General features: G+C 66.9%; 21 protein-coding genes and 1 tRNA gene. 6 read left to right on the top strand and 16 right to left on the bottom strand.

Annotated elements, in window-relative coordinates; genetic code table 11:
* Positions 1 to 966, top strand: coding sequence for a recombinase family protein (locus ACVWZ8_RS13315; RefSeq protein ID WP_456504867.1), 966 nt, complete (start codon positions 1 to 3; stop codon positions 964 to 966).
* 131 nt (positions 967 to 1,097) lie between these two features.
* Here ACVWZ8_RS13315 and ACVWZ8_RS13310 read toward each other — a convergent pair whose 3' ends face one another.
* The 6 genes from ACVWZ8_RS13310 to galU all read right to left on the bottom strand — a co-directional run bounded on the left by ACVWZ8_RS13310 (position 1,098) and on the right by galU (position 4,976).
* The gene (locus tag ACVWZ8_RS13310; protein ID WP_456504866.1) at positions 1,098 to 1,307 is read right to left on the bottom strand and encodes a hypothetical protein; all 210 of its coding nucleotides are present in this window, start codon (positions 1,305 to 1,307) and stop codon (positions 1,098 to 1,100) included.
* Positions 1,308 to 1,689: 382 nt separating this feature from the next.
* Positions 1,690 to 1,765 (bottom strand) — tRNA-Ala (locus ACVWZ8_RS13305).
* Positions 1,766 to 1,811: 46 nt separating this feature from the next.
* Positions 1,812 to 2,144 (bottom strand): hypothetical protein, encoded by a 333-nt coding sequence (locus ACVWZ8_RS13300; protein ID WP_456504865.1) that lies wholly within the window; start codon positions 2,142 to 2,144, stop codon positions 1,812 to 1,814.
* A 179-nt stretch (positions 2,145 to 2,323) separates the two neighbouring features.
* The gene (locus ACVWZ8_RS13295; RefSeq protein WP_426978895.1) at positions 2,324 to 3,289 is read right to left on the bottom strand and encodes a hypothetical protein; all 966 of its coding nucleotides are present in this window, start codon (positions 3,287 to 3,289) and stop codon (positions 2,324 to 2,326) included.
* Between the two features lie 143 nt (positions 3,290 to 3,432).
* Positions 3,433 to 4,053 carry a GNAT family N-acetyltransferase gene (locus tag ACVWZ8_RS13290; RefSeq protein ID WP_426978896.1) on the bottom strand — a complete coding sequence of 207 codons (621 nt, stop codon included), beginning with the start codon at positions 4,051 to 4,053 and terminating at the stop codon, positions 3,433 to 3,435.
* Between the two features lie 5 nt (positions 4,054 to 4,058).
* Positions 4,059 to 4,976 (bottom strand): UTP--glucose-1-phosphate uridylyltransferase GalU, encoded by a 918-nt coding sequence (gene galU, locus ACVWZ8_RS13285; RefSeq protein ID WP_354240878.1) that lies wholly within the window; start codon positions 4,974 to 4,976, stop codon positions 4,059 to 4,061.
* Between the two features lie 51 nt (positions 4,977 to 5,027).
* On the opposite strand from galU, the gene ACVWZ8_RS13280 reads away from it, so the two are divergent.
* The 3 genes from ACVWZ8_RS13280 (at position 5,028) to ACVWZ8_RS13270 (ending at position 7,031) form a co-directional block, all read left to right on the top strand.
* Positions 5,028 to 5,726, top strand: coding sequence for a 5-formyltetrahydrofolate cyclo-ligase (locus ACVWZ8_RS13280; protein ID WP_426978897.1), 699 nt, complete (start codon positions 5,028 to 5,030; stop codon positions 5,724 to 5,726).
* Positions 5,727 to 5,865: 139 nt separating this feature from the next.
* Positions 5,866 to 6,123, top strand: coding sequence for an FmdB family zinc ribbon protein (locus ACVWZ8_RS13275; protein ID WP_456504864.1), 258 nt, complete (start codon positions 5,866 to 5,868; stop codon positions 6,121 to 6,123).
* A gap of 308 nt (positions 6,124 to 6,431) precedes the next feature.
* Positions 6,432 to 7,031, top strand: a complete 600-nt coding sequence (locus ACVWZ8_RS13270; RefSeq protein WP_456504863.1) for an RcpC/CpaB family pilus assembly protein — start codon at positions 6,432 to 6,434, stop codon at positions 7,029 to 7,031.
* Positions 7,032 to 7,072: 41 nt separating this feature from the next.
* Here the strand turns inward: ACVWZ8_RS13270 and ACVWZ8_RS13265 are convergent, their stop codons facing one another.
* The 7 genes from ACVWZ8_RS13265 to ACVWZ8_RS13235 form a co-directional block, all read right to left on the bottom strand.
* On the bottom strand, positions 7,073 to 11,299 hold the full coding sequence (locus ACVWZ8_RS13265; protein ID WP_456504862.1) for an AAA family ATPase: 4,227 nt from the start codon (positions 11,297 to 11,299) through the stop codon (positions 7,073 to 7,075).
* Between the two features lie 294 nt (positions 11,300 to 11,593).
* Positions 11,594 to 13,183, bottom strand: coding sequence for a glutamine-hydrolyzing GMP synthase (gene guaA, locus ACVWZ8_RS13260; protein WP_426978900.1), 1,590 nt, complete (start codon positions 13,181 to 13,183; stop codon positions 11,594 to 11,596).
* Between the two features lie 249 nt (positions 13,184 to 13,432).
* On the bottom strand, positions 13,433 to 13,945 hold the full coding sequence (locus ACVWZ8_RS13255; RefSeq protein WP_456504861.1) for a DUF3817 domain-containing protein: 513 nt from the start codon (positions 13,943 to 13,945) through the stop codon (positions 13,433 to 13,435).
* On the bottom strand, positions 13,942 to 14,820 hold the full coding sequence (locus ACVWZ8_RS13250; RefSeq protein WP_456504860.1) for an SURF1 family protein: 879 nt from the start codon (positions 14,818 to 14,820) through the stop codon (positions 13,942 to 13,944). Before ACVWZ8_RS13250 ends, ACVWZ8_RS13255 begins: the two co-directional genes overlap by 4 nt.
* 122 nt (positions 14,821 to 14,942) lie before the next feature.
* Positions 14,943 to 15,431: a PTS sugar transporter subunit IIA gene (locus tag ACVWZ8_RS13245; RefSeq protein WP_426978904.1), complete on the bottom strand. Its 489-nt coding sequence runs from the start codon at positions 15,429 to 15,431 to the stop codon at positions 14,943 to 14,945.
* 77 nt (positions 15,432 to 15,508) lie between these two features.
* Complete coding sequence (locus tag ACVWZ8_RS13240; RefSeq protein WP_426978905.1) at positions 15,509 to 17,260, bottom strand: glycerol-3-phosphate dehydrogenase/oxidase; 1,752 nt, start codon at positions 17,258 to 17,260, stop codon at positions 15,509 to 15,511.
* Between the two features lie 74 nt (positions 17,261 to 17,334).
* Positions 17,335 to 18,471, bottom strand: a complete 1,137-nt coding sequence (locus tag ACVWZ8_RS13235) for a GuaB3 family IMP dehydrogenase-related protein (RefSeq protein ID WP_426978906.1) — start codon at positions 18,469 to 18,471, stop codon at positions 17,335 to 17,337.
* A 268-nt stretch (positions 18,472 to 18,739) separates the two neighbouring features.
* Between ACVWZ8_RS13235 and ACVWZ8_RS13230 the strand changes: the two genes are divergently transcribed.
* Entirely contained in the window at positions 18,740 to 19,384 is a 645-nt protein-coding gene (locus ACVWZ8_RS13230) for a DUF3105 domain-containing protein (RefSeq protein ID WP_426978907.1), read from the top strand.
* Between the two features lie 35 nt (positions 19,385 to 19,419).
* Positions 19,420 to 20,073, top strand: a complete 654-nt coding sequence (locus tag ACVWZ8_RS13225) for a DUF305 domain-containing protein (protein WP_456504859.1) — start codon at positions 19,420 to 19,422, stop codon at positions 20,071 to 20,073.
* A 104-nt stretch (positions 20,074 to 20,177) separates the two neighbouring features.
* On the opposite strand, the gene ACVWZ8_RS13220 is transcribed toward ACVWZ8_RS13225, so the two are convergent.
* The 3 genes from ACVWZ8_RS13220 to ACVWZ8_RS13210 form a co-directional block, all read right to left on the bottom strand.
* On the bottom strand, positions 20,178 to 22,028 hold the full coding sequence (locus ACVWZ8_RS13220) for an ABC transporter ATP-binding protein (RefSeq protein ID WP_426978910.1): 1,851 nt from the start codon (positions 22,026 to 22,028) through the stop codon (positions 20,178 to 20,180).
* A 115-nt stretch (positions 22,029 to 22,143) separates the two neighbouring features.
* The gene (guaB, locus tag ACVWZ8_RS13215; RefSeq protein ID WP_426978911.1) at positions 22,144 to 23,655 is read right to left on the bottom strand and encodes an IMP dehydrogenase; all 1,512 of its coding nucleotides are present in this window, start codon (positions 23,653 to 23,655) and stop codon (positions 22,144 to 22,146) included.
* Between the two features lie 201 nt (positions 23,656 to 23,856).
* Positions 23,857 to 25,950 carry an acyltransferase family protein gene (locus tag ACVWZ8_RS13210; RefSeq protein ID WP_456504858.1) on the bottom strand — a complete coding sequence of 698 codons (2,094 nt, stop codon included), beginning with the start codon at positions 25,948 to 25,950 and terminating at the stop codon, positions 23,857 to 23,859.
* Positions 25,951 to 26,036: the final 86 nt, after the last annotated feature.

The raw sequence follows: 26,036 nt of genomic DNA, 5'->3' as shown, positions 1-26,036 counted from the left end.
ATGACCATCGACGACATCGAGGCCATGCGCCCACGAAAAGCCGTTCTCTACCTGCGTGTCTCCAGCAAGAAACAGACCGAGACTGCCATCGACATCGATAAGGACGGCAACTCGATCGCCACCCAGCGCGATATCTGTGAGCAGAAAGCGGGGGCGCTTGGTGCGGAGATTGTCCAGGAGTTTGTTGAGCCGGGTGTCTCAGCTCAGACTATTGAGAAGCGTCCCGTCTTTCAGTCCATGCTGAGTTACCTGCAGGACAACCGCGATGTCGACTACGTGATCGTCTATGCCAGATCTCGTGCGTTCCGTAACTTCGTTGACGCTGCCATTACCAAACGACACCTCGATAAGCTTGGCGTCCGGCTTCTGTCCGCTCGGGAAGACTTCGGCGAAGGCACCTATGCCGAAGCCATGGAAGCCGTCACCGACATCATGAACCAAGTGCAGAACCAGCTCAGCGGCGAAGACATCAGGATCAAGATGCGCAATAAGGCCGTCAACGGCGGCACGATCGGCCGAGCCAAACTGGGCTACCTCAACGTTCGAAAAGATATAGATGGGCGGCAAGTCAACACCGTCGAACTTGACTCGAAGCGAGCACCGCTAATTCTCAAGGCCTGGGAGCTCTACGCCACGGGTGACTACACCCTCGAACGGCTCGAAGCAGTGATGGGCGACATGGGTCTCACTTCTCGGGCGTCGGCACGTGCACCGGAAAAGCCAATCGCCCCCAGCAAGCTCCACCAGATGCTCAAAGACCCGTACTACTGCGGCTATGTCACCTACAAGGCGACATCTTCCCGGGTCGGCACGAACCGATCATCGGCCAGGAACTCTTTGAGCAAGTGCAGGAAGTCATGGACCTCCGAAGCCGTCGCGGCCAACGCGACCGAGTTCATCACCATTTCGCCAAAGGCATGCTGTTTTGCCGACGGTGTCGCGACCGGGGCCAGACGAGCCGCATGATCTACACGGAAGCCATCGGGCAAGGTGGAACCTATCAGTACTACGTCTGTCGCCAGCGAAAAGAGGGCACTTGCGATCTCCCATACCTACCCGTGTATCGCATTGAAGAGGCCCTCGAAATTCATTACACGTCACTCAATCTGCCCAACACATTCCTGGCAGATATCCACGATCGGATCGATCAGGCACTCGCCGACGAACAGGGCGGTGTCCGTGACATTCACGCAAAGGTCACCAGACAGCTCAAGGAGCTTGAGGTAAAAGAAGAACGCCTGATCGATCTCGCGGCCGACGGTCTGCTTCCGCAACACAAAATTCGCATGAAACTTCACGAGATCCACACCCAGAAGAGAAAAGCCCAAGACTCACTCGCGAATATTTCGGCCGAACTAACTGTCGGTGGGGCAGTGCTGAAAAAAGCGCTCCGGCTCATCGAAGATCCAGCCGGGCTCTACTGTTCAGCGACGGACGCTGTCCGACGCCTGATGAATCAGTCCTTCTTCGAGAAAATCTACGTCGATGAAATCGGTGACGTAACCACGGATCTGGCTGAACCGTTCGCCGGAATCTACACCGCAGAAACCGCCTGGGCGGCCACACGCGCCGATCTGGGCGCCGAAGCGACACGGGCGCCAATCAAAAGACGCCCCCGGATTTCGGAGGCGTCAGATGGTATTCAAATGGTTCGTCTTTTTTCGGTCGATGGTTCGACTAAGACATCTATGGTGGAGCTAAGGAGATTCGAACTCCTGACCTCTTCGATGCGAACGAAGCGCTCTACCAACTGAGCTATAGCCCCGAAGCAACGCCGGTCCAGGAGGAACGGCGTTGCCGGTGTCCCTAGGCTACAAAGTATCTGCGTTCTTTGCCAGCCAGCGCGCGAATGTCTCGCTGCCGTGTCGCTCCTCGGGGACCAGGTTCAGGCCCTCCCGCAGGTATTTTCCCATCGGACCGGGCAGCGGCAGCCGCACCAGGTGTCCCCGGGATCCACTCGCCTGCTGCCATTCCCGCGCCAGTTCTGCCATCGCCGCGATCTCCGGGCCCCCGATGGTCCGGACGCGGTGCCGCACTCCCGCCAGCGGCTCCAGCGCGGCGTCGAGCAGGGCCGTGGCTACTTCGGAGGGCGAGATCGGACGCGCCGGACGACGGCGGATTGCGGCTGAGGACGGCCACCGCAAGTCCGCGGGCAACAGCCTGGCGCACTACCTGGCGGCCCACCTGGCCGGTTCCGCCGGCCACACAGATTCGAGTCATGCCCCGAGGCTACCGCCAGGTACGCTCCCTGGGGCAGTCCCCGGCCACGAGAAAGCCCCGGGCGGCCGTGACGGGCTGCCCCGGGGCTCGGAAGAAGAAGGATTCAGGCGCGGCGGCGCTGGAGGACGTCGTCCAGGTTGCTCAAGGCGCGCTGGCCCTTCCCGACGGGCTTCGAGTCGGTGTCGGCGCTGAGAGCCGCGGACGATGCTGCCTGCTCGAGGCCCTGCTTGAGCGACGGTTTGCCGACAGCTTTGGGGGCTTCCGGCAGGTCGAGCGGCTCGGGAGCTGCACGCTCCGCTTTGGCCGCTTCCACGTAGGTGGGCTTGGGAACTTCTACCGGCTCCCAGCTGACGGGTGCAGATGCCGGCAACGCGGGACCCTGGCCTGCGCGGACCGATTCGTCACCGGACGCTGCCGCCTCGGCCAGGGCGGCCTGCCGGAGTTCCAGGGCGGTCAGCGGTTTCGGGGCCGGCTCGGCCGACGCAGCGACGGCCTGGGCATCGAAGAGAGGACTCTCCGCCCGCTCCGCTGACTCGCGGTAAACTGCCCGCTGCTGGGCGGACGGCGCCGGGGCCGTTCTCGCAGGCTCGCTCATGGCGGACCGGAAGGCCGCTTTCACTTTACGTCGGCGGTCACGCACGGCGAGCCGCCGGAGCAATACGACGGCGCCGATGGCGCCCAGCAGAGTCACGGCGGGCAGCCAGGCGGAACCCAGGCCGAAGAGTCGCAGCGCTGCCGAGATGACACCTGTGAGCAGGGAGAGCAACCCTGCCAGCGCGAGGGCCAGGCGCCCGTAGCGGATCCTGAAGACCGGTCCCGGCGCCGCCGGCTGCCGGGCGCCGTGGAACTCCGTGGGGCCCGTGGCAGGGCCGGTGCGCTGTGTACTGGTCATGGGTTTCTCCTGCTGGGGCGTCATCATCATGACCTTCCCGGCTTGGGGGTCTGCTGCTGCTATGTCGACGACATCCGCCAGGAGCTCGCCCGCAGGCTGCAACTGGTGGCGTCCGTTCCGGAGCACGTAGGGGGCCACCCACACGATCCAGAGCGCAACAGCAATGACAAGGATCACAGAGCTGCTAAGAGGGAAGTCCACAATCAAAACGGTATGAGCAACACGGCTGGCGGGCCCGCATTGTCCCCGGTGTGTCGCGAGGCAACCGGCAAATGACTTGATTTATGACGTTCCGGCTGGTCAGCACGGGGGCCGTCCGTTCACGACGGGCGGCTCTTGAGCCATCTGGCAACAAGGCCCTCGGGCACTTCCTCGGAGGTCAGCGCGAAGGTGCGGTGATCAGCCCATTCGCCGTTGATGTGCAGGAAACGCGGCCTGTAGCCCTCGTCCCGGAACCCGAGTTTCTCGACTACTCGCAGGCTGGGCGCGTTCTCGGGCCTGATGTTGATTTCCATCCGGTGCAGCCCGAGGGTGCGGAAGCAGTAGTCCGTGGCCAGCGCCACTGCGGTGGGGGCAATGCCCTGGCCGGCCCGCTCCTGGTCCACCCAGTAGCCTAGGGTGGCCATCATCGCCGACCCCCAGACTATGGAGGACACCGTCAGCTGGCCCACCATCAGCGGCTCCCGGAAACCGGGCGTCCAGGCCGTGATGACGAACGGCAGTGCGGAGGCCTGGGCGGCCTGGGCCTTGAGGGAGCGCACCATCTGCCGGTAGTCGGGCAGACCGCCGCCCGGAATCGGATTCGACGCCTCCCAGGGGGCGAGCCACTCGCTGTTGCGGGAGCGGACTTCCGTCCACTCCTTGCGGTCCCGGTACCGGATCGGGCGCAGCACGATGTCGCCGCACTCCAGCGTCACCGGCCAGTTGAAGCTGCCCCCCACGGGAGTTACTTGGTCAGGCTGGAAGTGAGGCTGGAGGCGAACTCGGGCAGCCATTCACGCAGGCCGGGGCCCAGGTCCTCGCTGTCACAGGCGAGCTGAACGCAGGCCTTGAGGTAGCTCAGCTTGTCGCCGGTGTCGTAGCGGCGGCCGCGGAAGACGACGCCGTACACGCCATAGCCTTCGCCGTCACCGGCAGCGAGCTCCTGAAGTGCGTCGGTAAGCTGGATTTCCCCGCCACGGCCGGGCGCAGTGCGTTCCAGGACCTCAAACACCGCCGGGTGGAGGACGTAGCGGCCGATCACGGCGAGGTTGGACGGAGCGTCCTGAACGTCGGGCTTCTCCACGAGGTGGTTGATCCGGACGTACTCTTCACCCTGGATCGCATGGACGTCGGCACAGCCGTAGGCGCTGATCTGGGAGGGGTCCACCTCGATCAGCGCCACCACCGATCCGCCGGTCTTGGCCTGGACCTCGATCATGGTGCTGAGCAGCTCGTCTCGGGCGTCGATCAGGTCATCGCCCAGCAGGACAGCAAACGGTTCGTAGCCCACGTGCTGCTTCGCACGCAGGACGGCGTGGCCCAGGCCCAGCGGATCGCCCTGGCGCACGTAGTGGATGTCGCCGAGGTTGCTGGCGGCCTGGATGGACTCCAGCTTCGCGGTGTCCCCCTTGGCTTCGAGGGTGGCTTCCAGCGTGGGGACGCGGTCGAAGTGGTCTTCGAGCGCACGCTTGTTTCGGCCCGTGATCATCAGGATGTCGCTCAAACCGACGTTGACGGCTTCCTCGACGACGTACTGGATGGCCGGCTTGTCAACCACGGGAAGCATTTCCTTCGGCATGGCCTTGGTGGCCGGAAGGAACCTGGTGCCGAGGCCCGCAGCGGGGATGACGGCCTTGCGGACGGAAGCGATTGGTGTAGTCACTCGACTAATCTAACGGAGGTACTAAACATTCGGTAATTAGCTACAGCCGCAATGAGCCCGGACGACGCGCCGCGGCTCGGCACGGGACTGCAACAGGTGGAGGGCCGGGCATTGAAGGCATCAAAGGAAGAGATCCGCGCCAGCCACCGGACGCGGCGCGCCGGGCTTTCACCGACAGTGCTCGACGCCGCAGGCGCAGCCATTGCCAGGCACGGCCTGACGTGGGCAAACAAACTCGCCGGCGGCGGGACGGGAACTTTCGCGGCCTACCTGGGGGTGGGCAGCGAACCGCCAACCCTGCCGCTGCTGTCGGCCATGCACGACGCCGGACACGATATATTGCTGCCGGTCTGCGAGCCGGGCCTCGAACTGAGCTGGGTGTACTGGACTCCGGCGTCCGGTTTTGTCCGCAGCCGCTACGCACCGATCCCGGAACCCGTCGGGGAACGCCACGGGCCGGAGATCATGCAATCCGCCCTTGGCATCGTCCTGCCGGCCACCGCCGTGGACTTCTCCGGCAACCGCATCGGCCAGGGCGGCGGCTACTACGACAAGTTCCTCGCGCGGCTGGCGTCGATCCGGCCCGGCCACAAACAGCCGGACGACGGCGGAGGGCCTCCCCTTGCGCTGCCCACCGCTGCGGTCGTCTACGACGCCGAGGTGCTGCCCGCAGGGAGCATTCCGGCGGAGTCGTTCGACCGAAAGGTGTCCGCCGCGCTGACCCCGGGCGGGCTGATCCGCCTGCTCTGAAGCCACATTCCCGGGATGATAGAATTGGCACTCAGGCCCTGCGACTGCTAAGGGAAGGAACCCGTCGATAGACATATCGGCTGTGTTCCGGACCTCGGCGGCACGGGACCTGCTCGTTTGTCCCTGAGGAGGATTTCCAGTGCCCACGTATGCATACGCCTGCAAGGACTGCAGCCACGCCTTCGAGATCGTGCAGTCGTTCACCGACAACTCCCTGACGTCCTGTCCCGAGTGCCAGGGGAGCCTGCGCAAGAAGTTCAACAGCGTCGGCGTCGTCTTCAAGGGCTCCGGCTTCTACCGGAACGACTCCCGCGACACCAAGGGCAGCTCCGTGCCCCCGGCAGCGGCCCCCGCTGCGACCCCGGCGGCAGCTCCTGCCCCCGCTGCCGCGGGCTAGGCAACCGCCGCCCGCTCCGGACGCCGCTTGTCCACATAGGACTGCACGCCCGGGACCTGCGTTACGCCTACGGCTAGCGTGGCGGTATGGTCACCGCCGGAATTGTCGTTTCCCCGCACAGGATTTTGCTCCCTGCGCCATTCCTTAGTGCAGTCTTCCGTGCTCGCTCCGTGCTCGCGGGCGGCCGTTCCCCCCGTCCGCGCGTCTATCGGCCGCACTCCGGAAGCACGCGGGGATCCAGGCCCCGGGGCGGACAGCTGAGGCGCCGCCGACTGACCGGCTGGCTGAACCGCAACCGGCGGCTTGCAGTGGCGCTCCTGCTCTGCGTCGCCGCCGGCATCGCCGTCCAACAACTCACGCCGCCGCCGGCCGACACCGTCGTCGCCCTCGCCGCTGCCCGGGATCTGCCGGCCGGCAAAGCCCTCGAGGCTGACGATCTGCGGGTTCTCAACATCCCTCACAACCTGCTGCCCAGCGGCAGTTTCAGCAACACCGCGGCGCTCCAAGGGAAGCAGTTGGCCGTAGCGCTGCGGCAGGGCCAGCTGATTTCCGATGCACAGCTCCTGGGTCCTGGCCTGCTCGCCGGCAGCCCGCCGGGCTCGGCTGCCGTGCCGCTCCGGATGGCGGACCCGGCCTCCATCCAACTGGTCTCCCCAGGACAACTGATCAACGTGGTGATGTCCACCGGCAGCGGCTTTGACCAGCCGGCAACATCCGAGGTCCTGGCGGCCGCCGTGCCCGTACTGTGGACCTCCGCACAGGGCGGCAAGGCAGGCCCGTGGCTCGCGGCCGGAGAGACGGATGGCCTCATGGTCGTCGCGGCAGATGCCGGTCAGGCGCGGCGGCTGGCCGGCGCCTCGACCCAAGGAAAGCTGTTCTTCGTCCTCGTAGCCGCTGCCCCTGGCTAGGCAACTTCAGGCTAGAGGCGGCGCAGCCGGCCCACCTGTTGCTAGCCCCAGTGCGGGGGCTTCTGTTCCTGCAGCCAGGAGTCGTGATCGTAGCCGTCGGGCTGGTCGCCCCAGCGGCGAGGGTCGTCCTCAGCCGCCTTGTTCGGCAAGACACCGTCCGGCAAGACACTGTCGGCATTCGCGGAGTCGGGCACACCGTTCTGCAAACCGCCGACGGGCAAACCGCTGTCGGGCAAGAAACTGTTGGCGGTCGCGGCGGAATCGCCCGCGGCGCGCGGCGCGCCAGTCCCGGCTGCGTCCGGCTCAGCGGCAGGGTTGCCGCGGTGCTCGGCCGGGGAACTGCCGCCCTTGCCGGTGTCCGGGATGCTGTTGTTCTGGATTTCGCCGTCTGCACTCATGCCGTCGGCCTCCTTACTGCCCATTGTTGCTGCTGCTTGCTGTTGCGCGTTGTCCGACCAGCCGGACGTGGCCCGCTCTTCGGCGGCCTGTGCGTCGTTGACGGCCAGGTTCTCCACGTCATCGTCGAAGAAGCCTGGCGAGGTCCTGTTTCGGCTGGACACCGCCGGCTTCTCCAGCCCAAGGTATCCGCCGATCCGGTCGGCACAGGCGGAAGGGTCGGTGAAAACCTCTATGGTCCACAGCGGCATGTAGCGCCAGCCGAGCCGCTCCAGCTGCTGCGGCCGGAGCCTGCTGCGTTCGCGCACGGTCATCCGCCGGTACTGCTCGGTTCCGTCGGATTCGATGGCCACGGGGCGTGGGATCTCGGCGTCGTCCTGGCCGATGGTGTTCAGCGGGTCCGCTGCGGCCACCATGTTCAGGACTCCGTCGTACTGGTGCCAGACCCGTGCGCCGCGGGCCCGGAGCCGGTCGCCCAGGTCGGCCACCAACGGGTCGGCGCCAAGGGCCTGCTCGCTGGCGGCGGCCCGCGATGCGGGGCTGCCCAGATCGGAGTTGCCTGCAATCTCACGGTCCAGCAGCTCGTAGAAGTCCACCGCTCCGTGGCTGAGCCGCGTCACGTCCAGATCTTCGGGACGAAAGCAGCTGAGCACGTGCAGGGAGCGGCGGGCGCGTGTCATGGCGAGGGCAAACTTGGCCCGGCCGCCCTCCGCCGAGAGCGGGCCGAGGTTGTGCAGGGCACGCCCGTGCGGGGTCCGCCCATAGCCCGGGGAGAAGATCACGTGGTCGCGGACCAGGCCCTGGGCGCGGTCCAGGTCCACCACCCGGAAGGATTCGTCCCCTGCGGTGAAGAAGCTTGCCAGCAGCGGATAGTTGGGTAGCTGCAGCCGGATGGACTCACCGATTCGGGCGGCGTGGCGGAGGCTGCCGGTGACAACTGCCAAGGAGGTCCGGGGCCGGAGGCGGGCGTGCTCGAAGACGAGCTCGACGGCGCGGTTCACTTCGGCGACAACAGATTCGACGCCGTCCTGGTCCGCACTGGGCAGCCCGGTACCGTCCGGCAGGTATTCCAGGGTCAGGGCACGGTCCAGCCCGGTCGCGGACTGGCCCTCCGGAAGCCGGCGGAGCCCGCCGTCGTAGAAGCCCTTGCTCAACTGCCGGACGAGGTCTTCATCGACCGCGCGGTACACAGTCCGCAGCTTCCAGACCGGCAGCACAGCGGCGAGGGCCCGGTAGGCGCTTTCAACGCCCTGGTGGGAGCTTTCACCGGCGGCGAGCCGCTCCACGCTGACGGTAAACGTCCTGGGGCTGGCGATCCGGTCGTCGCCAAAGGCAATGACCTGCTGGGCCCGGGCGATGGCAGGGAGGACGGCCTGCAGTGAGGTCGTCTCGGCGTCGAGGATGACCACGGCGTCGAACTTCTGCTCGATCGGCAGCAGGCCGGACATCAGGTACGGGCTGACCGACCACACCGGCACCAGCATGGGCAGCAGTTCCGGGGCCTGTCCGGTCAGGGCGGCGAGGGTTACGCGGCCGTCCTTGAGCAGGCTGCGCAAGAGGTCCGCCTGCCGCGGGTTCTCCGCGATGGCCGCCCGCCAACGTTCGGCAAGCTTCCAGCGCAGGCGGGCAGCGCCGCTGGCGATGTGGGCGTTGTCTGCGAGGCGGTACTCCGCCTCGAGCTGGCGCAGCGCGTCGCCGTCGGACATGGCGAGGTAGTCGTCGCCGCTGATCATGGCCTCCAGCGCGGACTGCCACCACGCCAGCTCGAGTTCCGCCGCCACCGATTCCGCCGGCACCTCGCGTTCGGCCAGGTCGGCAAGCAGTTCGCCCAGGCCGTGTTCGCGCATGTTTTCCACCAGCAGCGTGCGCTCCGGCAGCGTTTCCAGGGTGCCCGTGTCGGCGACCAGCCGTTCCAGGCGTGCCACGAGCTCGTCATAGGGCGTGGACAGCAGCTCGCCGCCGGCGTCTGTGTGCTTGACGGCCAGGCCCAGTTCGAACAGCTCCGCCCCGAGCTCACGGTAGAGCGCCGTGATCTCGGCGAGGCCCGAGGGGACCGCGGGGTGGCGCTGCGTCGTGGCGTAGCCGGACCAGGCGGCCCGCTGATCCTGGACGAGGACGAGCGAACTGTGGAGATCGGCGATGTGGACGCCCGGGCGGACGTATTCCTTGGCGACGCGGCGCAGCCGGGAGCGCTGCATGGACGGCATCTCGATGTTCCGTTCACGCCGCCAGGAGGAGGAGGCGGTCGCGGAAATGAGGTCGTGGACCGGCCGGTCGAAAATGTCCGGGGTGAACTTGTCGAGGCTTTCGCGCACAGCGACGAGGAGTTCGATCTGCTCGCCCCATTCGGCAAACGTGCTGCCGAGGCGGATCTCGGCGTGTTCGGCGACGCCGTTCATGCGCTCGCGCAGCAGCGGCAGCTTCTCTGCCACGGACCCGGCCACCTGCTGGGCTTCCTGGGTTTCCTTGCGGGTCAGGAGCCGGGCCCCGTGCCAGGGACTGGTGGTGGAGGCGCGGTTGAAACTGCCCAGTTCGGCAGCCCGGCGGAGCCGCCCGGCCAGCTCCTCGCGGTCCCGGATGCTGTCCAGCACGCTGCGCTTGAGCCGCACCGTGGTGGCCGGCGCCGGCTGGATCGACGTCAGCTCGGCCAGCGACTGCATCGCCTCGTACGGCGAGCACCCCCAGCGCTGGCGGACGTTGTGGAGCGACGCGACGTGGTCCATGAGGGCGTGGCGGTGCTCGGTCAGGGTGGTGTGAAGGTTGCTCAGCTGCGGCTCGAGGGACTTCTCGTTGCGCACAATCGCCCGGACCAGCTGGCCTTTGAGATGCAGCGGCGTCGCGTTGCCGGAAACCTGGAAGAGCACCGAATCGAGTCCGAGCGTCTCCAGCTGGGAGGAGAGCTCGCCCAGGCTGGCGCGCCGGTCCCCCACCACCAGGACGGTCTTGCCTTCATCAACGAGGGCGCCGACGGTGTTGATGGCGGTCTGGGTCTGGCCGGTCCCCGGCGGACTGCTCACGACGAGCGAGTCCCCCGCCCGGACCGCGTCCACGACGTACTGCTGCTCCGCGTCGGCGTCGAGCAGCAGCAGTTCCTCGGCGGGATTGCGTGCATCGGTGCTCGGGAAGCGGCCGGTCTTGAGTTCGGGCATCTTCAGTGGCACCCCCGCGGCGGCACGCGCCAGGGCCGAGACGAGCGCATTGTTCTCGTTGATCCAGGGATCCTCCAGGTTGCCGGACAGGTCCGAGAACGTGGAGACGAGGAGGTTGTGTTCAATGTCGGCACCATGGATGGGCTGGACGAGCGTGCCGAGGCGGTCCAGGACCGGCTGTGGATCGAAACGGGCGGTGCTGTAGGCCATCCGGGTCACGGCATTGACGTCGAAGACGATCCCGTGAATGGTCTTCAGATGGCGGATCAGGGCCGGGTTGATCCGGGCCTGTTCGGTCAGCTGCAGTTCGTAATCGTCCTCACCCGGCCGGACGGTGAGGGAAATGGCGATGAGCATGACGGGGGCTGAGACGCGCTGCGGCTTGCCCCCGACGGCGGAAGTCCAGACGACCGTACCGGCGGAGAAATAGCCCGCATCGATGCCGCGGTCGTTGGCCAGTTCGAAGATCTTCGAGCGCAGGTTCCGTGAGGCGCGGGCGGCGATGACATACTGCTGGCGGTCGCGGATCAGGGTGGAAAGCCGGGTACGCCGTCCCGCCATGAGCTGGGCCAGACCGGACGGGTGCGCGTTGGTCAGGTCGATGGAGCCTTCGGGCGTCTTGGTGAAGCGCAGCATCGTATCTGCTCCGGTGACGGGCTTGAGCCCCGACAGCCATTTCCTGAGCTCCTCGGAGCCGCCGGGGTGGCCTTGACCAACTGACACTGCTGCCTTCTTTTCTGTGCTCGCTTTTTCTGGGCTCGCGTTTACCGCGCTCGAGTTTTCGGTACTCGCGTTTTCGGTGCTCGCGTTTACCGTGCTCGCGCGCGGCGCCTTGGACCATACCGGCATGCCTTCGAGCGTAGCCCGAATCGGCCGCGAGGAAGAGCCCGCAACACTGGCGCCGGTCAAATTGGACCGGAAATGGCCCTATGAGACTACCCGGCTAAAAATACCCCACACACAAAATGACCGGCCCCGTCAGGAGGCCGGCCATTTCATACGCCTGTGTTCAGCAGGCTATTCCCACTCGATGGTTCCCGGCGGCTTGCTGGTCACGTCCAGCACTACACGGTTGACCCCGTCCACTTCGTTGGTGATCCGGTTGGAGATCCGGGCCAGCAGATCGTAGGGAAGCCGTGACCAGTCGGCCGTCATGGCGTCTTCGGAGGACACGGGGCGCAGCACGATCGGGTGGCCGTAGGTGCGGCCGTCGCCCATGACGCCGACGCTGCGGACATCTGCCAGCAGCACCACCGGCATCTGCCATACCTCGTTGTCCAGGCCGGCGGCGGTCAGTTCGGCGCGGGCAATGGCGTCCGCCTTGCGCAGGAGGTCCAGGCGATCCTTGGTGACCTCGCCGACAATCCGGATGCCAAGGCCCGGGCCCGGGAACGGCTGGCGCCCGACGATCTCCTGCGGCAGGCCGAGCTGCGCGCCGACGGCACGGACTTCATCCTTGAACAGGGCCCGCAGCGGCTCCACGAGTTCGAACTGCAGATCCTCCGGCAGGCCGCCCACGTTGTGGTGGCTCTTGATGTTCGCCGAGCCTTCGCCGCCGCCGGATTCGACGACGTCGGGGTACAGGGTGCCCTGGACGAGGAACCTGATCTTCTCTCCGTGCGCGGCCGCCTCGGAGATGATCGCCAGCTCGGCTTCCTCGAAGGCGCGGATGAATTCGCGGCCGATGATCTTACGTTTGGCTTCCGGGTCGCTGACGCCGGCCAGGGCGGCCAGGAAGCGCTCCTGCTCGTTGGCAACGTAGAGCTTGACGCCCGTGGCGGCCACGAAGTCGCGTTCGACCTGTTCGGCTTCGCCCTCGCGCAGCAGTCCATGGTCCACGAAGACACAGGTCAGCTGGTCGCCTACGGCACGCTGGACCAAGGCTGCCGCGACAGCGGAATCGACGCCGCCGGACAGGCCGCAGATGACGCGGGCGTCGCCGATCTGTTTGCGGATCCGCTCGATCTGCTCCTCGAGGATGTTGCCCGTGGTCCAGTTCGGCTCCAGCTTTGCGCCCTTGAACAGGAAGTTCTCCAGGACCTCCTGGCCGTAGGCGGAGTGCTTCACCTCGGGGTGCCACTGAACGCCGTAGAGGCCCTTTTCTTCGTTGGCGAAGGCGGCAACGTCGGCGCCGGCCGTCGTCGCGAGGACCTCGAAGCCCTCCGGGGCCTCGTGGACGGAGTCGCCGTGGCTCATCCAGGTGCTCTGGTGCTGGGGCATGCCCTCCAGGATGGAGCGGGCCTCGCCGACGGTGGTGGTCTCGGTGGCGCCGTACTCGCGGAGCCCGGTCTGGGCCACCTTGCCGCCGAGCGCATTGGCCATGGCCTGGAAGCCGTAGCAGATGCCGAAGACCGGGATTCCGGCCTCAAAAAGGTCCGCGCCGACGCTGGGGGCGCCTTCGGCGTAGACGCTTGCGGGGCCGCCGGAGAGGATGATGGCGGCCGGATTCTTGGCCAGCAGCTGCTCGGTGCTGTAGGTATGCGGAACCACTTCCGAATACACATTCGCTTCCCGGACGCGGCGGGCGATCAGCTGCGCGTACTGGGCACCGTAGTCAACAACCAGCACGGGCTTGTGGGACGTCTGGGATGCAGGGGGAGTAGTCACCGTACTAGCGTACTTTGCACCGCCGCCCGGCCGCACCTTGAGAAGACGGTCCGCGCCCCGCAATGAGCCGCCGGGTGAGCGAACTCACACGGGGCCACGCTCCGGAAAGACCGGACCCGCCTCGGGGGCAGATCAGGGCGGATCGGGCACTCGAAGCGCCCTGGTCTGCACCTCAGCGTCCGACGGCGTCCCACGGCGTCCGGCGGGCTGCCGCTTCCGGCCCTGGCAGCTCCCGTTCAGTAGCGCTGCTCAGTAGCGCTGCGGTGCCTGCGGGTTCGCGGCGAGTTCCGCGTCAACGTCGGCGTGGAATTTCTTCTCGACGAAGAAGGACAGGAACGGGACGACGCCGCCGAGCGCCAGGATGATGAGCTTGGCGAACGGCCAGCGCATCAGGGACCACAGGCGGAAGTTGGAGATGAGGTAGACGACGTACATCCAGCCGTGCACGATCAGGACCGCGACGGAGAGGTTCAGGCCGCCGATGACTCCCGCCGGCTCGGCATCGGCAAACCCGAAGCCGTGGGTCTGGCCGGTGACGGCGTTGGTGCCGCCGGCGAACAGGTACTGGCCGAACGCGTACCGGGCGATCAGTTCGGCGCAGAGCAGCAGCAGCATGGATCCGGTGAGGTACGCGAGCACCTTGTAGAACTTCAGGGCGGAGCGGATCTGTGCCTCGGTTCCGCCGAAGCGGCGCTTCTTGCCGTTGGCGCTTCCCGTTAAGTTGGACTGCTGCGGCTGGATGGCCGGCTGGGGCTCGATCATGATTGCACTTTCGGTTCTGTGGGACGGGCTTCGGTGGGGTGTGGTCCGGCGGGGTGCTCCTCGTCGGCGGCGGACGCCTGCGCGGCCTGCTCCTCGTCGAGTGCGTCTTCCAGCCCGCGGCGGTAGTCGTCCTTGACCAGGCGCCACCAGATGAAGAGCGCGAAGCCGGCGAAGACTACCCACTCGGCGGCGTAGAAGAGGTTCAGCCAGTTGACTTTCTGGGCAGGGGGCTGCGGCCCGATGTTCAGCGGCTTCAGATCGCCGCCCACGGCGGCCGCACCGACATCCGTGGTGCCGGCCAGCTCGGTGTCTGCGGCGATGAACCCGGGGTAGCTGCTAACCTCCCAGATGTTGATGAGCTCGGCGACGGAGACGGCGGTGGCCCGTCCGGGACCGGCATCGGTGTTGGGAAGCGGGGCCTCGGACGGGATGAGCCGGCCGGTGAGTTTAATGGTGCCCGACGGCGGCGCCACGACATCCGCAGGATCTGCCACCCAGCCACGGGCAACCGGGATCCAGGTCTGCGGCGAGGCGCCCGCGCCGGCCAGGACTGGAGCATCCGTGACGGCGAACGCAGACACGATCCAGTAGCCCTTCGCGCCGTCGTGCAGGCGGCCCGGAACCAGGACCTGCTTCTGCCGGTCATAGCTGCCCGTGGCCGTCGTTTTCTGGTCCGCGACGGATCCCGGGAAGAAATTGCCCGGCTGCAGCGCCGAGGTCAGCGGCTTGGGTTCCTCGGTCGTCGTCGCGACCGGGACCTCCGCCTGCGTGGAGCGGCCGAACTGCCACTGGCTCAGCAGCACAAAAACCCCGGAAATGACGATCGCAAACAAGAGGCCTGCAATCCATCGGGGTCTAAGGGCAGTTTTCAGCACCCCTTAACCGTACTTCGTCCTCGTGTAGAACAACGAAACGGGCCGGTGGGACAGATCCTAGAGTGGGGCAGCCGGGTCCCTGCGTGGCGACGGAGTCGACACGAAAGGGCCTGCCCCAATCTCTAGTGGTCGAAGAAGACCAGGCTGGAGTTGATGAGCTCCGCGATCACTTCGGGATCGTAGGCTCGGCGGAGCGACTCGCGGAACGATTCCTTGGACAGCGAGCGCGCCAGCGTGGCAAGTACTTCCAGGTGGTCTGAGAAGGAGCTGGCCGGCGTCGCGATCAGCAGGACCACCGTTGCCGGGCCGTCAGCGGCGCCGAAGTCGAGGGACCTGCCGTACTTCGTGATGCCGACGGCAATCGAGGTCCGGGAGACGAACTCGCTGCGGGCATGGGGCAGGCCGATGCCGCCCGGAAGCCCGGTGGCGAGCTGATGCTCGCGCGCGTTGACGTGCTTGAGGAAACCCTCCAGATCGGAGATCCGTCCGGCGGCATGCATCCTTTCGGCGAGCTGCGACGTGGCGTCGAGCTTGTCCGTGGCATCCATCTCGAGGACCACCATTTCGGGGGTGGTGAGTCCGGCGTCATACCTGTCCAGTGGTTCCGCCAAGAGGTGTCCCTTCGAAGTGGCGTGAGTGCGCGCCGTCCGGCAGCCTGGGGATCCGGGCTCCCGTCCGGCGTTGCCGGTCAGCGCAGCGGAACGATGTCCTCGACGCCCATTCGTGCGGCGTCGGCGGACTCATCATCCGGTTGCTCCTGGCTCAGCCGTTCGGCGTCAACCCGGGCCAGGTAATGCTTGATTTCACTCTCGCGCTGCGCATCGCTCCAGCCGAGAACATCCCCCATCAGTTTAGCGACTACCGGAGCGGCGGACACACCGCGGTCCCAGGCCTCGATGGAAATGCGGGTACGCCGGGTCAGCACGTCCTGAACGTGGCGGGCACCTTCGTGGGTGGCGGCATAGACGGCCTCGGCGGCGAGGTAGTCGTCCGCGCCCGGCAGCGGTTCGGCCAGTTCGGCGTGAGCGGCTATGAGGGCCAGCACTTCGGGGGCCATGGCACCGTAGCGGTTGAGCAGGTGCTCGATCCGTGCCACGTGCACGCCGGTCTCTTCCGCCATCCGGTTCCGTTTGTTCCAGGCGGCCTTGAAGCCGCTGGCGCCCAGCAGCGGTATGGATTCCGTGCAGCTTGGCGGGACGCGTTCGTCCATGCTGCGGGTCGCCTCGTCGACGGCGTCCTTGGCCATCACCCGGTAGGTGGTCCATTTGCCGCCGGCCACCACCACAAGTCCGGGCACGGGGTGCGCCACGACGTGCTCGCGGGAGAGCTTGGCGGTGGAATCGTTCTCCCCCGCCAGCAGCGGGCGCAGCCCGGCATAGACACCCTCGACGTCTTCGCGGGTGAGTGGCCGCTTCAGGACCTTGTTCACGTGCTCCAGGAGGTAGTCAATGTCCTTGCTGGAGGCCGCAGGGTGGGCCTTGTCCAGATGCCAGTCGGTATCGGTGGTCCCGATGATCCAGTGCCGGCCCCACGGGATGACGAAGAGCACGGACTTCTCGGTCCGCAGGATCAGCCCCACGGTGGACTGGACGCGGTCCCGGGGCACCACCAGGTGGATCCCCTTGGAGGCGCGGACCTTGAGCTGGCCGCGGTCGGTCACCATGGCCTGGGTCTCATCCGTCCAGACACCGGTGGCGTTGATGACCTGTTTGGCGTGGATGTTGAAGGTGGAGCCGTCCTCGTGGTTGATCACCTTGGCCCCGACCACGCGTTCGCCCTCGCGCAGGAAGTCCACGACCGACATCTGGGTCACCGCGTGGGCGCCGTAGTAGGCGGCGGTGCGGATGAGGTTGGCGACGTACTTGGCGTCGTCGACCTGGCCGTCGTAGTAGCGGATGGACCCGACGAAGGCGTCATCCTTGAGGCTCGGGGCGGCACGCAGGGTCCCGCGGCGGCTCAGGTGTTTGTGGAAGGGGACACCGCGGCTATGCCCGCCGGTGATGGACATCACGTCATACAGGGCGATCCCGGCGCCGACATAGGGCCGCTCAAGGAACGGCTTGGTGAGCGGGTACAGGAAGGGGACCGGCCGGGCAAGGTGCGGCGCCAGCACGGAGAGAATGAGTCCGCGTTCGTGCAATGCCTCTTTGACCAGTGCAAAGTCGAGCATTTCGAGGTAGCGGAGGCCGCCGTGTATGAGCTTCGAGGACCGCGAGGAGGTCCCCGCGGCCCAGTCGTTGGCCTCCACGATCCCGACGCTCAGTCCGCGCGTGACGGCGTCCAGGGCGGCGCCGGTGCCGACGATGCCTCCGCCGACGATCAGGATGTCGAGTTCCTTGCCGGGGTCCGTGGTTCCCCTGAGCACTGCGAGTGAAGCTTCGCGTTCCGCGGGCCCAAGGGCGCCGCCGGCCACGGGAGAACCGCCGGGAAAACTGTTCATGTCACGCCTCCATCGGGATCAAACCTCGTAGGGCACCAGACTACGTCCAAGTTCTCCGGATGGGCAGGGGCACCTCAGTTGCCGGCGTACGGCGAGACGACGACGTCGACGCGCTGGAATTCTTTAAGGTCCGAATAGCCTGTGGTTGCCATCGAACGGCGCAGCGCACCGATCAGGTTGGACGTTCCGTTGGTGTGGTGGCCCGGTCCGAACAGGACCTCTTCGAGGGGTCCGACCGTGCCGACGTTGACCCTGTCGCCACGGGGAAGCTCAAGGTGGTGGGCCTCCTGGCCCCAGTGCCAGCCCTTGCCGGGGGCTTCGTCGGCGCGGGCCAGGGCGCTGCCCAGCATCACGGCGTCGGCGCCCATGGCGATGGCCTTGACGATGTCGCCGGACGCGCCGACGCCTCCGTCGGCGATGACGTGGACGTAGCGGCCGCCGGACTCGTCCATGTAGTCCCGGCGCGCCGCGGCGACGTCGGAGATGGCGGAGGCCATCGGCGAGTGGATCCCCAGGGCGCGGCGGGTGGTGGAGGTCGCTCCCCCGCCGAAGCCGACCAGGACTCCGGCGGCGCCGGTGCGCATGAGGTGCAGCGCCGGGGTGTAGCCGGCGGCGCCGCCGACGATCACGGGGACGTCCAGTTCGTAGATGAACTGCTTGAGGTTCAGCGGCTTGTGGTCCTTGGAGACATGCTCGGCCGAGACGGTGGTTCCGCGGATCACGAAGATGTCGACGCCGGCGGCCACCACGGTCTTGTAGTGTTCCTGGGTCCTCTGCGGGGTCAGCGATCCTGCCACCGTCACGCCCGCGGCCCGGATCTCGGCGAGCCGGGACGTGATCAGCTCAGGTTGGATGGGCGCCCGGTAGAGCTCCTGCATGCGGCGTGTGACGGCCGGGCTGTTGGTCTCGTCCTGGAGCGCCGCGATCTGGTCCAGCACGGACTGCGGGTCCTCGTACCGGGTCCAGAGGCCTTCGAGGTCGAGGACGCCGAGTCCGCCGAGGCGGCCAAGGGCGATCACGGTTTCCGGGGACATGGCCGAATCCATCGGCGCCGCGATGACCGGCATGTCGAACTTGTAGGCATCGATCTGCCAGGAGACGGAGACGTCCTTGGGGTCACGCGTACGTCGGTTGGGGACAATCGCAATGTCGTCCAGGGAGTAGGCACGACGCCCACGCTTGCCACGGCCAATCTCAATCTCGTAAGTCACTGCTCTAGGTTATCCCAGCGGGCGGGCCTGGTACCGATGGCCCGCCCGGCTGCGCCGCAATGCCCTTGTCCCGGGGCCGGCTGCATCCTCTGCCGCGCCCCATTGCCACATCTGGCCGGAATGGGACGCGGCATAGCGGCCATCTCTGGCGAATCGCCGCTCACTCCCCTGGCCTGCGGGGCTGGGGACTTTCTCCGCACCCGCCCGGACGATAGGATGCACAGTTGAACGTTCAAATAATACGCAGCACGTAAGGGAGACCATCTTCATGAGCGGCAGCAAGGCGAAACAGGCGCGGGAGGACACGGCAGCCCGGCTTCAGGCCGTCAAAGCGGCCCAGGCCCGGCAATCACGGAAGCGTAAGCTGCTCTGGGCCGGCGGCGGTACCGTCGCCGTGGCGCTGGTGGGATCCCTGGTCACGGTCGCGCTGATCAAAGATCCGCCCCCGCCCTCGGCAGCGAGCATCCAGATCGCCGGCCTTCAGACGTTCGAGAACCTGACCTCCAAGCATGTGGCCACCCCGGTGTCGTACCCGCAGGCCCCGGCCGTCGGCGGGGACCATGCCAGCGCCTGGCTTAACTGCGGCGTCTACTCCCAGCCGGTTCCGGCCGAGAACGCGGTCCACGCGCTGGAGCACGGCGCCGTCTGGGCGAGCTATGACCCGGCCGCTGTCTCCGAGGCCGACGTTGAGACCCTGCGGAAGGCGTTGCCCGGCACCTACACCGTCCTCTCACCGCTGACAGGGACCGCCTCACCGATCATGCTGTCCGCCTGGGGCGCCCAGGTCGGCGTGGACTCCCCCGCCGACGAGCGGATCAAGGACTTCGTCGCCAAGTTCTGGCAGTCGTCGAATGCCCCCGAACCCGGTGCCGCCTGCACCGGAGGCATTAACGCGCCCGGCCGCATCGCGTGAACGCAGAGGCTGCCGGCAGTAGGGCCGGGAGCCGGGTGCGGCGGCCGCTGGCCGTCCTCGCCGCCGTCGTGCTCACCGTCCTCGCCGGCTGGGCCCTGGGCCGCCTAACCGCACCAGCCCCTGCTTTCCCCCCTGCTTTTCCCTCTGGGGGCACCGCCGAGGCCGGCTTCGCCCGGGACATGCAGGTCCATCACCTGCAGGCAGTGGAGATGAGCACGCTCGTCCGGGACCGCACGGACGACCCGGACATCCGCCGGCTCGCGTATGACATCGCCCGGTCGCAGCAGCAGGCCGGACAAATGTTCGGCTGGCTCTCCGTCTGGGGGCTGCCGCAGGCGTCCACCGCGCCCGCCATGGCGTGGATGACCGACGGCGGCGGCCTCTCCGCGGACGACGGCGGCCACGCTGCGCACGGCAGCGGCGCGGACGCCTCCACCCCCAAAACGGAAACCCTGATGCCCGGCATGGCCACCCCTGCGGAGCTGGCGGCACTCGAAGCCTCCACCGGCGCGGCGGCCGAACGCCTCTATCTGGAGCTCATGATCCGGCACCACCAGGCCGGAGTGGCCATGGCCCGGGCGGTCGTGGACCGCAGCGACAACGTGGCCGTGACCTCTCTGGCGCGGTCAGTCGTGACCGCCCAGCAGTCCGAGGCCGACTCCATGTTCCAGCTCCTCACGGCCCGGTAGTCGGGAAAGCGGGAAGATCCCTTCGCATAGACGGCGGTGGCTGCCGATTTGAGGGCTGCTGGAGGTGTTCCCCCATCCCCGCGTTACAAGCCGCCGCGCTCGCGTCACTCCCCGCTGACGTTTTCGGTATCCGGAACGGTCAGCTGGGACTCGAACATCCGGAAGTACCGGCCCCGCAGCGCCACGAGTTCCTTGTGGGTGCCCTGTTCCACCACGCGGCCGTCCTCGAGCATGTACACGATGTCCGCCTTCTCGATGGTCGCGAGCCGGTGGCTGATGGCAATGATCGTGCTGCTGCGGTCGGCGAAAAGCCGCGTGAAGATCCGGTGTTCGGCCAGCGCGTCGATGGCGGAGGTGGGCTCGTCCATCACCATGAAGGAGGCGTTCCGGTAGAAGTTCCGGGCCATCGCGAGACGCTGCCACTGGCCGCCGGACAGGCCGCTGCCCTTGCGCCCGCGGGGGTCCTCCATCCAGTTGCTGACGTGGTTGTCCAGTCCGTTGGGCAGCTTGTTGAGAAAGTCCAGCGCCTCGGCATCCGCGGCGGCCCGGCGGATCCGCCCGCCGTCCCGGGGCGAGTCGACGTCGCCGAAGAAGATGTTCTCCGCGGCGGTGGCGAACTCGTACTTGAGGAATTCCTGGCTCAGCACCGCCAGATGGCGGTGCCAGGACGTGACGTCGACGGCGGCGAGGTCGACGCCGTCGAGCAGCACCTGCCCGGAATCGGGGCGGTAGAGCCCGGCGAGGATCCGGATCAGGGTGGACTTGCCGGCACCGTTCTCCCCCACGATGGCGATGTGCTGGCCTTCCCTGATGGTCAGAGAGATGCCCTTGATGACCTCCAGTTCGCTGCCGGTATAGGTGAAGCGGATGTCCCGCAGTTCCACGGTCTTCGGTGCCTGCAGCAGGGGCGGGGCATGGCTGGAGTGCACCGGCATCGCCATGAACAGCTCGTAGTCCTTGAGGTTGGCGAGGTCCTCGTCGATGGAGCTGAGCGAGGACACGAGGTTGTTGGCCGTGGACAGGGCGCGGCTGACAATCTGCTGCACATAGAGGAACTGCCCCACCGGCTGCGCCCGGGCGATGATCTGCCCCACCACCCAGATCAGGGACACCACCTCGGCGCCGTATTGCAGGGCGTCGGCGGCGAGCTGCCTCGGTATGTAGCGTTTCTGGAAATCCAGCCGCCGCTTCTCGTCCGCGTCCCGCAGCCGGGAGCGCAGGTCCATCAGGTAGCCGACGATCCCGTAGAGGCGCATCTCGGCAATGTGCTGCGGGCGAAGCAGGTTGGTCTCGATCATCCGGCGCCGCCGGCGCGAGTCGACCTGGGTGTTCCAGTGCGCGATCTGTTCGCGGGAGAGCTTGAACTGCAGGTAGACGCTGGGGACGATCGCGACCAGGACGATCACCGCTATCCACCAGCTGACCAGCAGCAGCGCGCCGATCGCCAGGACCACAGAGACGAGCTGGGTGAAGATCGCGGCGATCCGGTCCAGCACCCGGCCGTAGGAATCGGAAAAGCGCTTGGCGCGGTCGTAGAGGTCGATCGTTTCCTTGTCGTCGTAGCGCCAGAACTCAAGCGCCAGGAACCGCTCATACATGAGGTCGCCCACGATCGCTCCGACCCGGAAGCTCATGAGCTGCTGGATGTACCGGTCCACGCTGCTGAAGGAACCCCAGAACAGCCCCAGCGCGGCGGTGATAATGACGTAGACGATGGCCTGCTGGCCAGCCGCGGCGTTGCCCGAGTAGGCGGCCGCGAGCGCTGTGGTGGTCAGCGCGGCGAAGTAGGTGGTGACCAGCGGCAGCAGGGCCGAGATCAGCGAGCCCACGACCTTCATCAACACTGCGGCCGGCGAGGCCCGGAAACTGACCCGGAGCACCTGCGCGACGGCCCGCGCATAGGGCCTCAGCGCAAGCTTGCGCTTCGGCTCACGCGCGGGAAGGAGTTCGGACATGCCTTCAGCCTAGTTGCGGGCTCCGCCACAGGCACGGACCGCAGACACTGGCCGCTGACGAGGACAGGTCATGGGGAGCGTTCCCATGGCCCGTGTCCGGTGATCTCCGGCCGGCTTAGCGCGAACCGTAGTTCGGTGCCTCCACCGTCATCTGGATGTCGTGCGGGTGGGATTCCTTCAGCCCTGCCGGCGTGATCCGGACGAACTTCCCGCGGGCCTTGAGCTCGGGGATGGTCGGGGCGCCGGTGTAGAACATCGTCTGGCGGAGGCCGCCCACCAGCTGGTAGGCCACGGAGGCGAGCGGGCCACGGTAGGCCACGCGGCCTTCGATGCCTTCCGGGATGAGCTTGTCATCGCCGGAGACGTCGGCCTGGAAGTACCGGTCCTTGGAGTAGGAGGTGTTCTTGCCGCGGGTCTGCATCGCGCCGAGCGAACCCATGCCGCGGTAGAGCTTGAACTGCTTGCCGTTGACGAAGATCAGGTCACCCGGGGACTCGTCGCAGCCCGCCAGCAGCGAGCCGAGCATGACGGTGTCCGCGCCGGCGACCAGCGCCTTGCCGATGTCGCCCGAGTACTGCAGGCCGCCGTCGGCGATCAGCGGCACGCCGGCGGGGATGGCTGCCTTGGCGGACTCGTAGATGGCGGTGATCTGCGGGACACCGACGCCGGCAACCACCCGGGTGGTGCAGATCGAGCCGGGGCCCACGCCGACCTTAATGCCGTCGGCACCGGCGTCGATCAGAGCCTGGGCTCCTTCGCGGGTGGCCGCCTGGCCGCCGATGATGTCCACGTGGGCGGCGACGGGATCCGATTTCAACCGGCGGATCATGTCCAGCACGCCCTGCGAGTGGCCGTTGGCGGTGTCGACAAAGAGGGCGTCGACGCCGGCGTCGATCAGGGTCATGGCGCGCTCCCAGCCGTCGCCGAAGAAGCCGATGGCGGCGCCGACGCGCAGCCTGCCCTCCTCGTCCTTGGTGGCCAGCGGGTACTGCTCGGCCTTGGTGAAGTCCTTGGTGGTGATGAGGCCCTTGAGCCGGCCCTGCTCGTCAACGAGCGGGAGCTTCTCGATCTTGTTGGTCGCGAGCTTGTGCGACGCCTCCTCGCGGCTGATGCCGACGTGCCCGGTGACGAGGGGCATCTTGGTCATGACGTCGCTGACGAGGCGGAGCGGGAAATCCGCTTCCGGCACGAACCTGGTGTCGCGGTTGGTGACGATGCCGAGCAGCCTCATGCCCTCGTCCACGACCGGCAGGCCGGAGACCCGGTAATGCGAGCAGATCTCGTCCAGTTCGGCCAGCGTGGCCTCGGGGCCGATGGTGAGCGGGTTGGTGATCATGCCGGACTCGCTGCGCTTGACCCGGTCAATCTGGTCGGCCTGGTCCGCGATCGAGAGGTTGCGGTGCACGACGCCGAGACCGCCCTGGCGGGCCATGGCGATGGCCATCCGGGACTCGGTGACGGTGTCCATGGCGGCGGACAGCAGCGGCGTCTGGACCGAGATGCGCTTGGAGATCCGCGAGGAGGTGTCCGCCTCGGAGGGGATGACGTCCGTGTGGCCGGGCAGGAGCAGGACGTCATCGTAGGTCAGGCCGATGAAGCCGAAGGGGTTGTGTTCGGGCTGGGTCATGAGTGCGCCTCTTACCTTGGTTACCGGGTTTCACGGGTAGGGGTTGCAGCAGATGACCAGCCAGTCATTACGGGCGTGGCCTGTGCAGAAGTGTTGAATAAATAATAGAACCTTGGCGGCGTCCGCCATATTCCGGAGCGGAAATGTGAGCAACGGCATCCGCTCCCGCCACGCCTTTTACCGTGTGGGACAGCCGGGCCGTCACGTCCAGCCGGTGGATGCCAGCAGCCGCTGTTCGAACATGGGGATCATACTCTGGACATAGGTCTTGGTCAGGTGGTTGTCGTCCTTGTAGACGTAGACATTGCCGACGACGGCGGGGCAGATGCCGCCGGCGCAGATGAAGTCGCTCAGGTCCATGAGGTGCAGCCCGGGGACTTTGCCCCGGTACGCGTCCAGCGGCGAGGACTCGGCCAGGGATTCCTGCAAGGGAACGTTGCACTCCGGTGCGCCCGGGCCGTTCTTCTGCACGCATTCGGGCATGTTCATGCTGAAGCGCGGGTTGTCGCGGACGCCCACCACTTCCATGCCCGCATCGGTGAAGGGCTTGATGCCCTCCAGATACTGGGGCACTTCGGTTTCGAACGGGGCGTCCTTGTACGTCTGCGAGGCGACGGTGAAGACGGCGTCCGGGCGGTGTTCCAGGACGTACTCGGCACTGGCCTTGTTGAAGGCGTTGCACTCTGCGTCACGGTCCGCGGATTCCCCGCCGAAGCGGCAGTTGCCTTTCAGGAGGGTGACGACTTCCCAGCCGTGGCTCCGGGCGATCGGTCCGAGGGCCGCCATGTACTGCTGGGCATGTGAGTCGCCCAGCACCACGATCCGCTTGGTGACGGTGTCCGGACGGCTGTTCTGCAGGCAACCGGCGAGCAGGGGGTCGCTCGGGACGTTCTCGTCCGTGCACAGCCCGTCGATGTCCGCCCACTCGTTTTTCATCGCGACGGGGGCAGGGATGATCTTGGCATCCGGCGTCGATTTGCCCGCATACCCGGGCGACAAGGCGGCGGCTCCCGGCGTCAGTTCCCTTGGCTGCGACGCCGCGGCGGCCTCCTCGGCCATCAGCTTGCTCTGCCACACGGACACGGGTCCCGCGAGCAGGGCGCCGCACGCCACGATCACGACGGCGTTCCGCCAGGTGCGGCGCTGCGGCCAGTGCCATTCACGCAAGGGCTTCTCCACGAACCGGGTGGTGAGCACGGCCAGCACCACGGACGTGGCCACGATGGCCAGGCCCTGCACGAGGTTCGGCGAGCTGATCCCCATCCCGGCGAGGGCCAGCACCAGGAGCGGCCAGTGCCACAGGTAGAGGGCGTAGGAGTTGTCGCCGAGGGCAACGAGCGGCTTCCAGGTGAGGAAGCGGTCCACACCGAAACGGCTGCCGCTCTGCCCTGCCACAATGATGGCGGCCGCGGCGAGGGTGGGCCACAGGGCAATGAAGCCGGGGAAGGAACGGTCCACGGTCAGCAGCAGCCCGCAGGACAGCATGGCGGCAAGGCCGGTCCAGCCCAGCGCCACCCGCAGGATCCTGCCGGGCTTGAGGTAGGGCACGGCGAGCGCCAGCAGGGAGCCGAGGGCGAATTCCCAGAGCCGGGCGCGGGTGTCGAAGTAGGCGTAGGCCTGGTTCGTGGCGGTCTGCTGAATCGAGTACAGCAGCGAGGCAACGAAGATTGCGCCGAAGGCCACGGCCAGCAAAACCCGATAGTTCAGCCGGTCCTTCAAAGGAGTCCAGCGGCCGAGGCCGCGGCAGAGCAGCTTGCGGAGCAGCGCGGCACCGGCAAACACGAGCGGCCACAGCAGGAAGACCTGGCCCTGGATGGACAATGACCAGAAGTGCTGCAAGGGGCTGGCACCGGAATGGTCCTGCGCGTAGTAGTCGACGGCGGTGTCCGCCAGGAGCCAGTTCTGCCGGTACAGCAGGGAGGCCCAGGCCTGGTCCAGCACATCCGGCCACCGGCTTTCCGGGAGGATGGCCCAGGTGCCGGCCAGGACGCCGAGGATGACCACGACGACGGCGGGCAGCAGCCGCTTGAGCAGGTGGAGCCAGTGGCTCAGGAGCCGCAGCGGCTTCCCGCTTTCCACCTTCCCGGCGAAGCTGAGCGTCATCAGGAAGGCAGAGATCAGCAGGAAGATGTCCACCCCGCCGGAGACCCGGCCGAGCCACACGTGGTACGTGACCACCATGAGGACGGCGAGGGCCCGCAAGCCCTGGACTTCGGGGCGGTAGCTGGATTTTCGGCGCGCCGGAGAACCCGCGTCCGCGGTGTGCGGGCCGGCAATGGTTCGCTCGTTCGACACAAAGACCCTTCAAACCGGTTTCCCAAAGCATCAATGTTACCGAACCGTAATTTATCTGGCCAATCGTGGCGGGGGACGCGGGGGTC

The organism is Arthrobacter sp. UYCu723 (genome assembly GCF_054059215.1).
The sequence above is the reverse complement of the archived record's forward strand: the minus strand, read 5'-3'. Positions and strand labels throughout refer to the sequence as shown.

What these genes read in the sequence shown, in the direction of transcription:
- ACVWZ8_RS13315 (WP_456504867.1), top strand. Translation starts at nt 1, where the DNA reads ATGACCATCGACGACATCGAGGCCATGCGCCCACGAAAAGCCGTTCTC.
- ACVWZ8_RS13280 (WP_426978897.1), top strand. Translation starts at nt 5,028, where the DNA reads ATGAGCCCGGACGACGCGCCGCGGCTCGGCACGGGACTGCAACAGGTG.
- ACVWZ8_RS13255 (WP_456504861.1), bottom strand. Translation starts at nt 13,945, where the DNA reads ATGATCGAGCCCCAGCCGGCCATCCAGCCGCAGCAGTCCAACTTAACG.
- ACVWZ8_RS13240 (WP_426978905.1), bottom strand. Translation starts at nt 17,260, where the DNA reads ATGAACAGTTTTCCCGGCGGTTCTCCCGTGGCCGGCGGCGCCCTTGGG.
- ACVWZ8_RS13230 (WP_426978907.1), top strand. Translation starts at nt 18,740, where the DNA reads ATGAGCGGCAGCAAGGCGAAACAGGCGCGGGAGGACACGGCAGCCCGG.
- ACVWZ8_RS13220 (WP_426978910.1), bottom strand. Translation starts at nt 22,028, where the DNA reads ATGTCCGAACTCCTTCCCGCGCGTGAGCCGAAGCGCAAGCTTGCGCTG.
- guaB (WP_426978911.1), bottom strand. Translation starts at nt 23,655, where the DNA reads ATGACCCAGCCCGAACACAACCCCTTCGGCTTCATCGGCCTGACCTAC.